Genomic DNA, 14,678 nt, shown 5'->3' on the forward strand with positions numbered 1-14,678 from the left:
AAAACAGTCTCATAATTAAGATATATCGGCAAAAATGGTGAAGAATAACTTCTTTAAAGAAAGAGACTGTAATAATTAAATTAGAACGAGTAGTGAAGGATTATTTTAAAATGAATTTCAAAAGAAAAGCTTTGGCTCTTTTAATGGCATCATCAGCATTAACATTTACAGCTTATGCAGATGATATTAAAGAAAATGACATCCAAAAGCAGGCAGTAGAAAAGAATATTGCAGCTGATGATGTTAAAGATTTGATTGTTAGTGATATAAGCTCACTTTTGTCATATCAAAACCAAGTTACAGTAGGGAACGTTAAAGTAGATAATTCTAGAAATATTAGTGCTTCAAATTTATTGATAATTTCTAAAGATAAACAAAAGCTAAATATGTCTATAAATCAACTTGAGATCCAAGGTTTAGATGCAAATGGCACAGTAGATGGGGATTTCAAGGCTAGTATAGAGGGGTTAAGTATTACAAATTTACCAACAGCAGTTGCAGAAAGTGAAATAGTGCCTGTAGATGATAAAGATGAAGCAATCGCTGGAGCTGCAAATAATGATGATCTAAATGGGACACTGTTGAATATACTTGGAGAGGGAATTTATAATATTTCTATTAAGTATGATTATGATAAGAAACATTTATCATTAGATATTAATTCTACTAATAATAAGCATAAATTTATTTCTGCAAAAATTGATTTTGATAATGTTGATTTGTATGGTGTTAAGGTTAAAGATCTTGGAGATGAATTACCAAAAGCAATAAGCGAATCAAATCTTGGTGATTTTAAAATAACAGCCGATTTTTCTGATGTTATAAAAAGATCTACAGAACAGTTATTAGGAAAATATAAAAATTATCCGTCATTTGTTTTTAATGCTAGTTTTGATAAAGATTCAAGAGATCTTAAAATTTATGCAAATGGCAAACTAGCGGGAAAAGATTTCTTAAAATATTATTTTCTTGCAAAAGACGTAAATCTTCCTGATGTTAGTGTAAAAGAGATACCTGATGATTATGTAGATGCTTTAAAAGTAGCATATATTGATAAATCAAGCTCATTAGTGGATGTTAACTTTGAATTCTCTAGAAAAGATTTTCCAAAAGATTCTAAGGTTCAATCAGTATTTGATTTTACTAAAAAAGATAATATTCAATTTAAACTTCATAGTGATCAAGAGTATAGTTCTTCTAAGTTTAATTCAAACGCAAGTTTTAGTGGACAAGGCTTAGCTAGTTTGAGTGGAAACTCAGTAGGAGTTGTTGATGGTAATCTTGAGCTGCTTCCATATTTGGGATTAATATCAGAGACAGAGAAGAATAGTTTATATAACTGTAAAAACAGACTTTGTATTAAATCATTTAAAATCAAATTTGAGAATAAAGGTCTTTTACAAGAAGTTGCTAAGCTTTTAAATCCAGATCCTAATACTCCGGCTAGTCAAGCTTTAGCTTCTTATGGAGCTTTAGCTCAGTTGTTAGCCGTTCAACAAAAAGATCAGTTTGTCAGAAAGGTTCTATCTTCTGTAGCAATATTTTTGCAAAATCCTCAAAGTATTAGTATAGAAGCAACTGCTAAAAAACCAGTTAACCAAAATGTGGCTATTAAAATGATGCTTGAAGATGCAAATAAGCTTCAAGAAGCAAATAATATTTCAGATAAAGGTGTGAAAGTTAGTGAGAAGCAACCTTCTTTAAAGTTTTTTGGAAATGTGGATAAAATTTTTGATATTAATTTTCTTGTGAACGGTTCGAAGACTAACGTTTAATTGGGATTTTTCTACTAAATTATATTGACAATAAATAAAAATAAGGTAAGATATCTTCTCATAAAGCGGGAATAGCTCAGTGGTAGAGCACAACCTTGCCAAGGTTGGGGTCGCGAGTTCGAGCCTCGTTTCCCGCTCCATACTCTTGCATGAGTGGCTGAGTAGCAAAATGGTTATGCAGAGGCCTGCAAAGCCTTGGACGCCGGTTCGATTCCGGCCTCAGCCTCCACTTAATGCCCGGGTGGTGAAATTGGTAGACACAAGGGACTTAAAATCCCTCGGAGCTTAACCTCCGTGCCGGTTCGAGTCCGGCCCCGGGCACCATATTGGTATTTCATAGCGTATCATCTCGTATCGCAAACCTAATGAAATCAATACTTTCACAATATTATATGTACTATCTTGTATCAAGTTGTATCAATGAAGCCTATAAAAAAGTACATACTAGAGTACATACTGAGATATACTGTTAATAAACTAGCTTATTAATTTAAATTATGGCTGGAAATTTAACAGATACAAAAATTAAAAGTCTTACATTTAAGGATGGACCTACTCATGGAGACGGGAATAGGCTTTATTTAAAGATTATACAGTCTAATACTAAATGATGGATATTTATATATAAAATAAATAAAGCTCGTAAAACTATGGGTTTAGGGGGCTTATCCTGACGTATCTTTAAAACAAGCAAGAGAGAAAGCATTTAAATATAATAGTATATTAGCCAATAATAAAAATCCTAAGATACATAGAGAGCTTACTAAAACTAAAGATGAGCGTTTATTTATGAATATAGCTATTAAAGCTATAGATAAACTAGATATTGGTGATGATAGTAAGAAAAGGAAGCTAAGAATATTAGATAAAGATATAAAGCCAATATTTGGTAGTAGATATATTGATACTATTAAAACTTATGAAATTGCTAAATTTATTGAAAAATTCGGAAGTGTTCCATCAGCTCAAAGAAAAAAGAAAGATTTATTCTCAAATATTTATCAGTATGCAGTAGCTAGAGGCTTTGTTGAGCATAATATAGTTAAAGATATTAGTGGAGTATTGTCTAGAGAAAGGGGAGATAATTACGCATATATAGACCCTATAAAGCAAAAAGCTTGGTTTAGCCAAATGCTTAATGATTTTGATAGCTATCCTGGAGATATAATAACCAAGGGAGCTTTACAAATATTACCTTATTTAGCTTTTAGACCGGGTATAGTTCTAAGTCTTGAGTGGAAAGAAATTAATGATAATGAACATGGTAAGCATTTAGTTATTCCTGCTGCTAAAATGAAAGGCTCACAACATAGTAAAAGAAAAGGACCTGATTTTATACAACCATTAAGTAAACAGGCTTATAAAATCTTAATGGATTTAAAAGAGAGGTTTTACAAAGAAGATGGTTGTATATTTAGTATAGATGGTAAAAAGCCTATAACACACAATGCTTTAAGACAAGGGCTTCAAGATACATTAGGATATAATGGTTTAAATAATAAGCCTAAACAAACACCTCATGGCTTTAGACATATATTTACAACAGGAGTAGAACATTTAGCTGGTAAGCATGGTTGGAGAGAGCTTGCTACTGAATATTGTTTAGCTCATGTTAGTGATAATAAAGTTAAGAATGCTTATAATGGCTATGAGTATATAGATGAGAGAATTAATATTATGCAGACTTGGGCTGACTATATAGATAATATTAAGGCTAATTCTAATGTAACAAAGCTGGAGGATATAAGATGAAAAGAAGCATTAAGTATGAAGATATATATATGGTGATAGTGGGTATAGGAATCCCTTGTTTGATAGAAGGTTTTTTTAGTTATTTAGGTAGCAATCTATTTTAGTATTGTTGACGATATGGGTTGTAATTCAAATAAGCTCATATTTAAGCAAAAATAATTTTTTAAGAACTAGAGGTCCATGTTCTTTTTTCCTATCTATATGTATATCAATGTCTATGATGCTATTAACAAGAGTTATCGGCATATATCAAGTAAGCTTCACTCTAGAGTTTTTTTGCTTCTTTTCTTTTTTATTTTTTTCCATTCTACCATTAGCCGTAATTAGGGAGAATATTGTCAAAACTTGTACAGGTGAGAACGATAAAACTAGAGGGATTGCTACAATTCTATATAAATTTATTGCTCGTATTCAAATAGCATGGAGAGTGTTCAATATCGTATATAGTAATGTATATCTTAACCTCATTACAGCAATAAAACCCTCTTCTACAAATTAAAACTCTATAGTTTTATTTTAAATAATTAAGCACAGTCTAGGCTTGCTACCGAAAGACATATTCCCAAGTGTTTGGCTGTGTTTAAGTTATTGGGAACACTGTGGAGGGGCGTAGTTTGTCAGGATATTCTACTTTTAGAATAAGTTTCTATTCAAATATATGTAAAGCTAAAGTTCCAGAAATAATAAGAAAAGATTTGAGTTATATCTTGTCTATTAGTAGGTTGTCACTTTGTGAAAAGAAAAGTTTGATCGGCTCACTTAAAATAAATTTTGGTTTCATTTCAGATATATCAAACTATGCAGATCTAATAAGTTTAGATGATGATAATATTTACGGATTAAAAAGAAATAACGAGAGAAAAAATAATCAAAAGCAATTAATTAAATATCTTAGTGATTCCCAAAAAATATTAAAGGAGCTTGTACCAACTGGTACATAATATTACGGATGATTACAGCCTAGAGTACATTTTAAAAATTCTAAATGAAGTAGAAAAATCATCTTTAAATCGTCCCACACCTAAACAACATATTCTCAGTAAAAGAAGAGCCACAATAAATGACCTGCACTCATTTTTTAAAGAGTATGTTTGGAAAGTTTAGTTAAAAACTCTTCGTATAATCCAACAACTGGAGAAGAATATTTATTTCATTCTTTTTGTAGAAAAATGCTGTATTTAAATGGTGATGTTGTTCATGATGGTCAAGAAATGAAACAGTTTAAAGAAAGCTTTAGAGTTATTCATAAAACTACAAATATGAAAGGCTTATACATAGAGATGAGACAAGTATTTTTTATTTTTAGGACAAAACAAAAGCAGTAATTTAAAAACGTTATAAGCTTTTCCTTTTTTTCACCCTTATATTTACCTTAGCGAGACAGATAGTACAGGCTGCTAAATCCTAGTACTTGAAACTCCATTAAAATGTGATTGTTAACAATTAATTTAATAACTAAGTCTAGCTAGCTTAATACAATTACAGGTAAATAGGATGGAAACAAAAATAGATAATAAAAAAGTAATGAGAATCGAAGAAGTAATTGAACTTACAGGTACTTCAAGGTCAACAATTTATAGATGGGTATCAGAAGGCAGTTTTATAAAACCTATCAAGCTATCAGCTACTAGTATTGGTTTCTTAGCCACAGAAGTAGAAGCATCGCTAGATTCTAAGATACAAAGAGATATGGGGGGTATAGTCATGGAATTAATGAATTTAAATAATAAAGTGATTATGACTTCTAGAGATATAGCTGAGCTTACTGGTAAACAACACTCTCATATTATAAGAGATATTAAAAGCGAAATTGATATTTTAGGAGAAGAAATAGGACCATCCATATTTGGATTGTCCTCATACATAAGTTTACAAAATAAAGAACAACCACAATATATCTTTGGCAAAAAAGAGCTATGCAACTAGCTCTTAAATATGATCCACAAACTAGATATAAAGTTATTGAGAAGATAGAAGAGTTAGAAAATTATATAGGTGTACCAAGAAATTACAAAGAGGCTAATAAACTTATAGAGCTACAAAGCCATAAAACAGAGTATTTTGATGCATTAGTTGATAAAAATTTACTTACTATATTGAATGGTATAACCATTTACAAAGTGATATCCAAAGAAGAGATCAAAGCGATCTAATGGTTGAGTATCTAGGTAAGGCTGATAATACTTTTCATGCTTTAGCTTTAATCTTTCATTTAGCAGAAACTAGTAACCAAGAGTATATATCTGTAAAGACTGTAGAGCAGGTTATTATGTTGATGCTGTATTTTAATGATTGTGCCAAATATCTTTATGATGATACTTATGACTTATCCATTAATACTGCTAAAGAGGTATTAGCTAGGAAGAGTAAGTTTTCAAATGATAAAGGGTTTACTGTTAGTGATATTTATAGATCAGGAATTAAGTGGAGGAATGTAGGTAAGGAATTAATATCTGATGGTTTAAAACTATTAGATGAACATAATTACATTTACCTAACTGATAAATCTACTTATATGAATAAGGTTTATAAATGGAATATATAAATATTATCCTTAGTGCAAACAGCACAACCAATGCAAACTATCTGAAAGCTTTGATACGTAAGGCTTACAAGTGCCACATAGCTATAGCACATGAGTAGCACAAGTATGGCTTACATATGGCTTAAACCGTTGCTACATAAGGGTTTCAAGTTTGTGCTGTTGTGCTGCTTGTGCTTAGGGTAAATATTAATAACCACATAGGAATATCATTAATATGTACACATTAGAAAGCAGATTAGAAAAATATAAAACTAAGTATCAAGATAAACCAAAAGAGAAAATAGAAGTCTCAAATATAGAAGAGTTGCCTATAAAAAGGAATAATAAAATTGCTGCAGTTAATTCCATGCAGCAACCACAAAAGCCATTCTCTATAGATGACTACTTACAAGACTTAAATTTAGCAGGAGGGAATAAATCAAATGGTACTAAAGCATGGATAAAGTATTTACTGAGATATAAAACTAGAGATAAGCAAGAATCAATTTTAAGGCAATATAAGGAGATATATTTAGAAGCTTATAACCAAACCTTACTCGATCATCAAAAAGCTAATGCTGGAGAGTTTAAGGCTAATTGTTGGTTAAGGGAATTAATGGCTGGTGAATAAAATTACTATGAGATATATTAAAATCGCAAATAATCGCATTAGGTGGTATAATGAAGTCATAAGTATAATAAAGTTAAGGATATATATATTATGGCTTTATCAGTAAGATTATCAGATGATTTAGTTACACAGGCTAAAGCAATATCTAAGGTTATGCATCGTTCATGTGCCAGTCAGATAGAACACTGGGCTATGATTGGTAAGATTATGGAAGATAACCCTGATCTACCTTATGATTTTGTTATAGGTAGTTTAATAGCTAAGGCTGAAATGGATAATAATATGGTAGATGATTATGAGTTTGAAGATTAAACAAACTAGTACATTTAAAAAATATATTAAAAGATTATCTATAATAGATAAAAAAGAAGTAGATGAGGCTGTCAAGCTAATAGCTAAAGACCCTTACATAGGAGAACAAAAGAAAGGAGATTTAGATTTTTTAAGAGTTTACAAATTTAAACTAAATAAACAGCTTATACTATTAGGCTACAATTATAATGAAGGGCTTATTACGTTAACTCTTCTAAAAATAGGCTCACATGAAAATTTCTATAGAGATATAAAAAGCAATTATAATACACTTTTTTGATTACTATCACTTAAAAATACTTCCAAAAATCCCACCAATCCCCCTCGTTATATAATTACTAATAAAGTTACATAACATTCATTTTGTATGTTGTGTAAAGCTATATGTAATGCAAATATGAGGGATATATGGAAGATAAAAGAATAGATTTTGATCAAATTGAGAATAAGCCTACTACATTAATTGATGAGTCAATAAATGAGATATACGAAACGTTATATAGTAACGGTCTAGAATTAATATCAACTGATGGTACAACCAAACAGAAAGAAATGTTAAGCATTCATCTGCTGGCTATACTAAGTAAAGATTTGGATTTGTTAGTATCTCTAATGTTTGAGCTAGGAGATGTAGCAGATAGAGAGTATAAAGATAAACCACAAGAGATATTAGCCCTTAAGCAAAGGCTTATTAAGTTATTTGACTATATGGAGCTATAGCATGAGAAATATAAGAGAAATAGCTTGGGAGAACGGTTATCAATTACCCACTAATGCAGAGACTCAAAGAATAGCTTCATATAACTGGTTTGAGAAGTCTAAATATGTAGTAAAGACAGATGACAATACTTACGTATTTGGAGACTCAAAAACTGGAGCTAGATATAAAGTAGCTAATGGTAAGTTAATAGAACAACATTTAGGGATAGTAAGATAATGGAAGAGAATAGAAACATTATATTTGATGAGAAGAAAGAAACTATCCATATAAGAGTACCTAAGCATGAGATAGATTTATTAAGATCCAAGTGTAAGCAGAATGGGGTAGATAGTTACGCCCCTATTATTAGATCATTAATATTTAGGTTTAATAGAAATCTTATTAACTTTATGTAGGTAGCAACTATAGTAAGGTTTTCCAAAGGGAATTAATCAAAATAATAATAACTTTCTGAGGTTTTGTCGTATCTATAAAAAGAAAAATATCAAGGTTTACACAAGGGTAAAAGAATTCTAACCATGATTTCTAGGATTCCATAAAAAAGGAAAACATACTAAGGTTTTGGCTAGGGTTTTGTCCGCTTATAATAAAGGGAAATAAAACGCCATTAATATAAGAGTTTTAAATGTAACCATAAACCTGTAGATGATTTTAAATTGTTGTTGCCTTAAGGTATTATAGGTCAAACAAATCAATTTATAGCATAGTTATATTATGTGGCTCAATCCTATTCTTGCTCATATGAATAATGATTTTTATTTCTATAAATATTTAGAAATGAAAAATGTATCTTTATATATATGCCATGATGGTAAGCAACCTAAAATAATGCAAAATTTTAATATAATGCATGGACAAATAGAGCAATATCAGAAGTTACTAAAAAATGATATTAAGATCTTAAAAGATAGTCCATATAGTTACGCAAGTCATAGTGAGAGTGTAATTATAGCAATACATAAAGATTCTCAGAAAGAGTCAGGGTACCTATTAGGAAAGTTAACATTTAAAGCCAATGAAGTTCTATTCTTAGAAAGCTGCTCTTCTATTGATAAGAGAAACAGAGAAAAATATAACTTTGAACCCTTTGCTAATCATATTGGAAGTATTTTATTAACAGCATATTCTATGCTTATAGTGAAACATCATGATCATTTTATGTTAAAAGCAACATTCGCAGCAGCGCCATTTTATGAGAGAATTGGAATGAGAGAGGGGATGGGGTTAAGATTTATAGCAGATCAATTACCAACGCCATCATTTGATATATATGCTAGATATGTTGACAACATTCATAAAAAAGAAGATGAATATATACATAAATATGGTGAAATTAATAGTGATAAATTTTATAAAAGTATACTCTCTATACAAAGAAACTTTCGTTCAGTTAATAAAGATAGAATATTTAAAACTGAACACCTTCAAGTATCTCATGCTAAGAAATATATAATTCAACAAGAACTTTATGCATTTATGAATAGAGCAAAAAATAATATATCTTTCTTGACATTTAATTCTAATTATAAAGAACGAATATTAGAATCTATAGCTGTCTCAATTTTAGAACTAAAAAACTTAGATAATCATAAATGGCAATTAGAAATAAGTAACCAAACTATGAAATATTTAAAATATCTTGCAGTAATACGAAAGCAAACATTTAATTCTAGTGTCAATATCAATAATATTCAGGTTCCACAATCCATATCTAAATTATTTACATCAAGTATGTTGTTAGATAAGCCATGTTATATTTTTGAGGAAATTCCAAGTATAAGAAATATTATGAAAAAATTACGACAAATAAAAGAAAAATACAAGGAAGAACGTATTAGATATATTAAATACATAGAATATGTTTTTGGAAATGATATTCATGATCATTTATATATATTATACAAAAGTGAACCCGTATTTGAATAACGCATGATATTTATACTTACGTTTTAGGCCATTATAGTATAAGTGTAATTAAAGCTCTTTGTAGTGGTTTGTAAAAAAGACAAATCTAGTTACTCGGTAATAATAAAACAGATCAAAAATAGGGGTCACATTCATTAAAGTACATACTCAAAATTATACTTGTGATTGAAGTGATTATAAAATAAGCGTTTTATCTATATACATTAATTCCGGTCCCGGTATTTCATATAGTTGATAATGAATTTTCAAACTTTTATTTCATTTTGAGATTATCAAAATGAAATAAAGCTGAACGTTTATTTTAAAGTATATCGAGAGGTATATTACTCCTAAGATCTAGATTAGTATGTAAAATATTTTTTGTAGTTTTATAGTCAAATAAGTCGCCTGTGAAAGCTCTATCTAAGATCATACTTTTACAAAGTTTTTCTCTTGTTTTCCATGAGGTTACAGATACGAGGGAAGAGTTAAAATCAACTAATATACATGGTATATATTTAAGTCCGAGTCTTTTAGCAACTGAAAATCTATGGTGACCATCTAGTATTATATTTGTACTGATATCAACCAGTATAGGAACCTTCCATATTCGATTATCTAAAATCTCTTGATATAAATTATTAGCAGCTTCTTCGGATATTTTTTCTGATGGAATAAGATCAGATATTTTTTTAAGACTAAAAGTTAACATATTTAATATCCCCTAAATTAATGACCTTTGTAAAAACAATATTATTTTTAAGCATTATCACTACCACATCCTAGATAAAATGCTATTTCTCAAAATCACCTTATGATATACAACAGCTAATAGATGCAAGGTAAAACATATAGCCAACATATATGCAAAAAAGCTATGGAAACTAAAAATGTATTTTGATAGCTCAACATGGTTAGGAATCTGAGGAAGTGGTATTAAATAAAAAATCTTTCTTTCATGAGCAGAAAATATGGAGGCAACAATACCGGTTAAAGACATGCCAAGTACACTTATATATAATCCAAAATGAACTATCTTTGCGAGTATGTAGTTTAAAATAGATAATGGTGGGTTATAAGGAACATTTGGTTTAATAAATCTTACGACTATAAGAAATATAACAAGTATCAATGCTACATAGCCAAAAGATCTATGCAAATCTACTAGCCAGCCTGGTAAAGATATATAATAAGCGACCATTCCAAAGGAAAACTGCATAATTATAAAAAATCCTAAAGTTTTATGGGCTTGCCTAATCCAAAAATCATATTTCATTATTACACCTTAAGAAAAAATATTTACCGACTTCTGGATTTCAGCAATCCTACAAAGCACCAAACTAGCAACATACTTGTAACTGCAAAGCCAATACAAAGACCAAACCAGATACCATAACTTCCCCAAGCTAACCAATAGCCACAAGCTCCCATTGTTGGAATACCAATCACCCAATAGCCAACAATTGTAGTATTGAATCCAGCTTTTGTATTACCAAGACCACGTAACAAACCAATAAGTATATTTTGTGAACCTTTGAAATACTGGTGTGCAATAGCAAACCATAGAAGGCTTGTTGCTATCGCAAGAACAGCAGAGTCGGCTTTATCTCCGCCAAGAAATGGTAAAAGTATAAGGTTTGGAGTAGCAATGTAAAAGACAGCAATAATAGCCATGATAGTGAAGCTAATAGTAAAACTACGTAAAGCTATCCCACTAATTTTATTTTCTTCACCTTTTCCTATGGCGCGACTTACTAAAATAGAAGAACCATGTGACAGACCAATATTAAGCTGATAAACGATATATGCCAGCTGATTAACAATATTTGATGCAGCTAATGCTATTGGTCCAAATATGCCCATGAAAATAGTAGCTATAGAAGTAATTGCCGCTTCTGAACCATAAGTTAATGAGATTGGCATACCCATTCTAGCGAGATGTATAACTGTTTCTTGTTTAGCTCTAAATAAATTTAGGGAAATGAGTTTATTGAGAATTTGATCAAGCATTACAGTTCGAAGATAAACGAAAAAGATACAAAAATTAACTATTGTAGTTGCTAAGCCTATACCAACAAGCTCAAGGCGTGGTAATCCAAGCCAACCATAAATAAAAGTCAAATTCAAAATAGCATTAAATGCAACTGAAATCAAAGTGACAAATAACAAAGAACCTGCGCGGCGCATACCAACGGCAAACTGTCTTAAGACATTAAGCCATAGCATGGGTAAAAGGCCTGGCGCTAATGCAAGCATCATTGGCTTAGCTAGAGCAGTAATGATTTCGCTTTGTCCAAAGTAGACAAGGAGGTTAGTTAGTATGCTAATAAATACAACTGCAATAATAGCTGTAACTGTTGCCAAAAACAGTCCAGATCTTATCAAATCCCGCACTTCTTCGATAGCTTCATCATCAAGATTATTACTATTAGTCCTAGTTTCTCCCTTACCAACTGCTACTGCGACAAGATTGCCAAGCCCTGTCACCATACCTACACACATTGTTCTGATTTGGTTGTAAAGTACTAGAGCAAGCCCTCCAGCTGCAATAGCTTCTATACTGATTAGTCCCAGCATTAAAAGGTCTGTACTAGTAAGTGCTACCTGAGCTAACTGAAGCGCTATGATAGGTGTTGCAAGGGTTATAATTTCTCGATATTGTTTAAGCATCATGAGTTTAGGCCGCGATATTTCTAGACGCAAGGAGTATAGAGTCCTTATAAGCATCAAAAAGTTGATGGACAGATAGTTGAGTTGATTCACTTAATAAATTACGTTCGCGTAACCACTCATCATTGTAAATAGTATCTAGATATTTTTCCCCAGCGTCACATACTAATACCACGATAGTACTATTTGGTTCGACAAGCATTAGTCGTTTAAGTGCTACATGAATTGCTGCTCCAGATGTGCCACCAACAAGGATACCTGTGCGGTATGCAACAACACGAGCGGTATTGAAGGCATTTATGTCACTGACAGTTAACCCCTCATCAATTAATGAGTGATCAACGTTTATACCGACAGTAAACCCTTCTGGTGCACCAGCTCCAGTTTGCCAATATTTGCCTGGCTTACCTCCAAATATAATAGATCCAACTGGCTCAACACCAATACTAGTCACTTTGGAACCCAAATTGCGTAACTCTTTAACAGTTCCACACATAGTACCACCTGTACCAACCGCACCTATCAAATAATCAACATCTGTATCCAAATCATTTAATAATTCATTAGCAATGCCAGTATAACCTTTATTATTATTTGGGTTATAGTGTTGATCTGGCCAGAATGCGCCTGTAGATTTGGCAATCTCTTCTGCCATTTGACGTCGTTTAATAGTGCTTGGTTTATCAGTTCCACCCTCAACAAAAATTAAATTAGCACCTAAAGCTTTCATCGCAAGAAGCTTGTCGCGTGAAGCATGATTATCAACAATAGCTGTATATTTATATCCGCGTTCAATAGCAATAAATGCAAGCCCTGTGCCAGTGTTTCCAGATGTGGGTTCAACAATATGTCCGCCTGGTTTTAGTCTACCATCACGTTCTGCTGCTAGAATCATCTCTCGAGCCATTCGGACTTTACAAGAACCTGTAGGGTTAAATTGTTCTAGTTTTAACAGTAATCGACTACCACAGCCAGTACGAGCAAGTTCATATAATGGAGTCCTTCCTATAAGTTCAGAAAACTCTGTTATAATTTTTTCTTTTTCAGTTTTATATTCAGAAATCATTAGTCTATCCTCCAAAAAAATTCTCCGTTTTGCTGAGTAACAACGATCTTTGGTGGTAGAGGGAGTTGATGGAACTCACTCTCATTTTTATCCATTTGATAGCCAGCGGTATTTGGATAGATGATTAAATCACCGTATCTTGGAACGGCAGGAAACCTTATTTTACGCCAAGTCAACACATCATATTCCATGCAGCTAGATCCACCAATCATTACACTAATAGGATTCTGCGGGCGAGAAGGGCCACGTTGTATCAAAATAGGAGAGGGTAAAAACTCACTATTTTTCCATTGCTCAGACAAGCTCATACTAAGTCCAGCAACAGTCACAATGCCATGTTCATCATTTTTCTTGAAGCCTTGGATTGGGAAAACTGACATTCCAGCACCATCTAAAAGTGCTCTACCTGGCTCAAGATATAATTGAATTTGTGTGTCAATTAGCTTGCTTGCTAAGCTAACATCTCCAACCGATGATTCTAGAATTGCATTTAGCATATCTGCGCCTGTTGGTGACTGATAATAAGGATAAAAATGACTAAAAGTCTTTCCTGCATGAAATTGGTCAGGATTGAGAGTTGCTTTAAAGCTATGCCAGTCTTCTTCTTCAACATAACTACAAGCAAAACCACCGCCAATAGATATTGATGAGCTAGGAAAACCATATTCTCTAGCTTTCATGCACCAATCAATTAGCTTAGAAGCCATTTCTACGCGAGGTTCTACTAAATAACCATCTAAATGAAAGGAAAAGCCTTCCATAATAATATGATTCTTTGCATCCTTACAGTGCTCTAATGCGGTAATAATATCCTTTAAATTAAGTCCAAAACGACTATTAGGACTATTTGGTGGAAGTACTCGTAGTAGGATTCTTAACTTATCATTTGTATTAGTAACAATTTTAATTGCTCGCTCAAGCTCATCCAAAGCATCAATTGCAACTAGTGCTCCATGACGAGCAGATAACCATAAAAGTTCATCACTCTTGGCTGCGCCAGTAACGCCTATGTTTTTTCCTTGAATGCCTTTACTCAAAGCATGAACAAACTCTGGAATACTCGCAACATCTACAGCACCATTTAGTTTTGCTACTTCTGTTAACCATGTCCCTGCTTTATTTGCTTTTTTACCAAAGTAAACTTGCCCATCAACATTATGGCTCTTAAGAACCTTCTGAAAATCTAACAAGTTATCAGCAAAACTCTCAGGATTAACAATATGAAAGGGTCCATTTATAATGTTAGCAATGTTATCAAGTAGAGTAGTATTTTGTTGAATATTAATAGCCCAGTTCTGTTGTAGAGCATTCATTGAATTCAT

At 31.9% G+C, this 14,678-nt stretch carries 19 protein-coding genes and 3 tRNA genes; 17 read left to right on the plus strand and 5 right to left on the minus strand.

All coding sequences use genetic code 11. The features are described from left to right. Window positions 1-110: 110 nt before the first annotated feature. The 17 genes from KX01_RS04490 (at window position 111) to KX01_RS04570 (ending at window position 9,641) form a co-directional block, all read left to right on the plus strand. On the plus strand, window positions 111-1,775 hold the full coding sequence (locus KX01_RS04490; protein WP_071663848.1) for a hypothetical protein: 1,665 nt from the start codon (window positions 111-113) through the stop codon (window positions 1,773-1,775). A 65-nt stretch (window positions 1,776-1,840) separates the two neighbouring features. Beyond that, window positions 1,841-1,915 (plus strand) — tRNA-Gly (locus tag KX01_RS04495). Between the two features lie 15 nt (window positions 1,916-1,930). Beyond that, window positions 1,931-2,004: transfer RNA gene (locus KX01_RS04500), tRNA-Cys, on the plus strand. A gap of 6 nt (window positions 2,005-2,010) precedes the next feature. Next, a tRNA-Leu gene (locus KX01_RS04505) sits at window positions 2,011-2,099 on the plus strand. Between the two features lie 465 nt (window positions 2,100-2,564). Then, window positions 2,565-3,527 carry a tyrosine-type recombinase/integrase gene (locus KX01_RS04510; protein ID WP_071663849.1) on the plus strand — a complete coding sequence of 321 codons (963 nt, stop codon included), beginning with the start codon at window positions 2,565-2,567 and terminating at the stop codon, window positions 3,525-3,527. A 614-nt stretch (window positions 3,528-4,141) separates the two neighbouring features. Beyond that, window positions 4,142-4,468 (plus strand): hypothetical protein, encoded by a 327-nt coding sequence (locus KX01_RS04515; RefSeq protein WP_071663850.1) that lies wholly within the window; start codon window positions 4,142-4,144, stop codon window positions 4,466-4,468. 150 nt (window positions 4,469-4,618) lie between these two features. After that, window positions 4,619-4,852, plus strand: coding sequence for a hypothetical protein (locus tag KX01_RS04520; protein ID WP_071663851.1), 234 nt, complete (start codon window positions 4,619-4,621; stop codon window positions 4,850-4,852). A gap of 169 nt (window positions 4,853-5,021) precedes the next feature. Continuing rightward, a complete protein-coding gene (locus tag KX01_RS09440; protein ID WP_071663852.1) occupies window positions 5,022-5,453 on the plus strand; it encodes an AlpA family phage regulatory protein in 432 nt (143 codons plus the stop codon). Continuing rightward, entirely contained in the window at window positions 5,444-5,680 is a 237-nt protein-coding gene (locus KX01_RS09445) for a hypothetical protein (protein WP_071663853.1), read from the plus strand. Before KX01_RS09440 ends, KX01_RS09445 begins: the two co-directional genes overlap by 10 nt. Next, on the plus strand, window positions 5,680-6,072 hold the full coding sequence (locus KX01_RS04535; protein WP_071663854.1) for a hypothetical protein: 393 nt from the start codon (window positions 5,680-5,682) through the stop codon (window positions 6,070-6,072). Before KX01_RS09445 ends, KX01_RS04535 begins: the two co-directional genes overlap by 1 nt. Window positions 6,073-6,286: 214 nt before the next feature. Further along, window positions 6,287-6,682, plus strand: a complete 396-nt coding sequence (locus tag KX01_RS04540) for a hypothetical protein (protein ID WP_071663855.1) — start codon at window positions 6,287-6,289, stop codon at window positions 6,680-6,682. A gap of 90 nt (window positions 6,683-6,772) precedes the next feature. Next, window positions 6,773-6,994: a ParD-like family protein gene (locus KX01_RS04545; protein ID WP_071663856.1), complete on the plus strand. Its 222-nt coding sequence runs from the start codon at window positions 6,773-6,775 to the stop codon at window positions 6,992-6,994. Then, on the plus strand, window positions 6,978-7,274 hold the full coding sequence (locus KX01_RS04550; RefSeq protein WP_232223356.1) for a type II toxin-antitoxin system RelE/ParE family toxin: 297 nt from the start codon (window positions 6,978-6,980) through the stop codon (window positions 7,272-7,274). The genes KX01_RS04545 and KX01_RS04550 overlap by 17 nt, the downstream gene beginning before the upstream one ends. A gap of 128 nt (window positions 7,275-7,402) precedes the next feature. Then, complete coding sequence (locus KX01_RS04555) at window positions 7,403-7,714, plus strand: hypothetical protein (protein WP_071663858.1); 312 nt, start codon at window positions 7,403-7,405, stop codon at window positions 7,712-7,714. 1 nt (window position 7,715) lies between these two features. Further along, window positions 7,716-7,931 (plus strand): hypothetical protein, encoded by a 216-nt coding sequence (locus KX01_RS04560; RefSeq protein ID WP_071663859.1) that lies wholly within the window; start codon window positions 7,716-7,718, stop codon window positions 7,929-7,931. Continuing rightward, on the plus strand, window positions 7,931-8,110 hold the full coding sequence (locus tag KX01_RS04565) for a hypothetical protein (protein WP_083578899.1): 180 nt from the start codon (window positions 7,931-7,933) through the stop codon (window positions 8,108-8,110). The genes KX01_RS04560 and KX01_RS04565 overlap by 1 nt, the downstream gene beginning before the upstream one ends. A 319-nt stretch (window positions 8,111-8,429) precedes the next feature. Further along, window positions 8,430-9,641, plus strand: a complete 1,212-nt coding sequence (locus tag KX01_RS04570) for a hypothetical protein (RefSeq protein WP_071663861.1) — start codon at window positions 8,430-8,432, stop codon at window positions 9,639-9,641. A 301-nt stretch (window positions 9,642-9,942) separates the two neighbouring features. On the opposite strand, the gene KX01_RS04575 is transcribed toward KX01_RS04570, so the two are convergent. From KX01_RS04575 to KX01_RS04595, 5 genes are read right to left on the minus strand one after another with little or no spacing between them, the layout of a single operon-like run. Continuing rightward, window positions 9,943-10,332 (minus strand): ParB N-terminal domain-containing protein, encoded by a 390-nt coding sequence (locus KX01_RS04575; protein ID WP_071663862.1) that lies wholly within the window; start codon window positions 10,330-10,332, stop codon window positions 9,943-9,945. A gap of 60 nt (window positions 10,333-10,392) precedes the next feature. Beyond that, window positions 10,393-10,896 (minus strand): cytochrome b, encoded by a 504-nt coding sequence (locus KX01_RS04580; RefSeq protein ID WP_071663863.1) that lies wholly within the window; start codon window positions 10,894-10,896, stop codon window positions 10,393-10,395. A gap of 23 nt (window positions 10,897-10,919) precedes the next feature. After that, window positions 10,920-12,293 (minus strand): MATE family efflux transporter, encoded by a 1,374-nt coding sequence (locus tag KX01_RS04585; RefSeq protein ID WP_071663864.1) that lies wholly within the window; start codon window positions 12,291-12,293, stop codon window positions 10,920-10,922. 4 nt (window positions 12,294-12,297) lie between these two features. Further along, the gene (locus tag KX01_RS04590) at window positions 12,298-13,356 is read right to left on the minus strand and encodes a PLP-dependent cysteine synthase family protein (RefSeq protein WP_071663865.1); all 1,059 of its coding nucleotides are present in this window, start codon (window positions 13,354-13,356) and stop codon (window positions 12,298-12,300) included. Continuing rightward, window positions 13,356-14,678 carry an alanine racemase gene (locus tag KX01_RS04595; RefSeq protein WP_083578900.1) on the minus strand — a complete coding sequence of 441 codons (1,323 nt, stop codon included), beginning with the start codon at window positions 14,676-14,678 and terminating at the stop codon, window positions 13,356-13,358. The genes KX01_RS04590 and KX01_RS04595 overlap by 1 nt, the downstream gene beginning before the upstream one ends.

The organism is Francisella frigiditurris, assembly GCF_001880225.1.
Lineage (GTDB): Bacteria > Pseudomonadota > Gammaproteobacteria > Francisellales > Francisellaceae > Francisella > Francisella frigiditurris.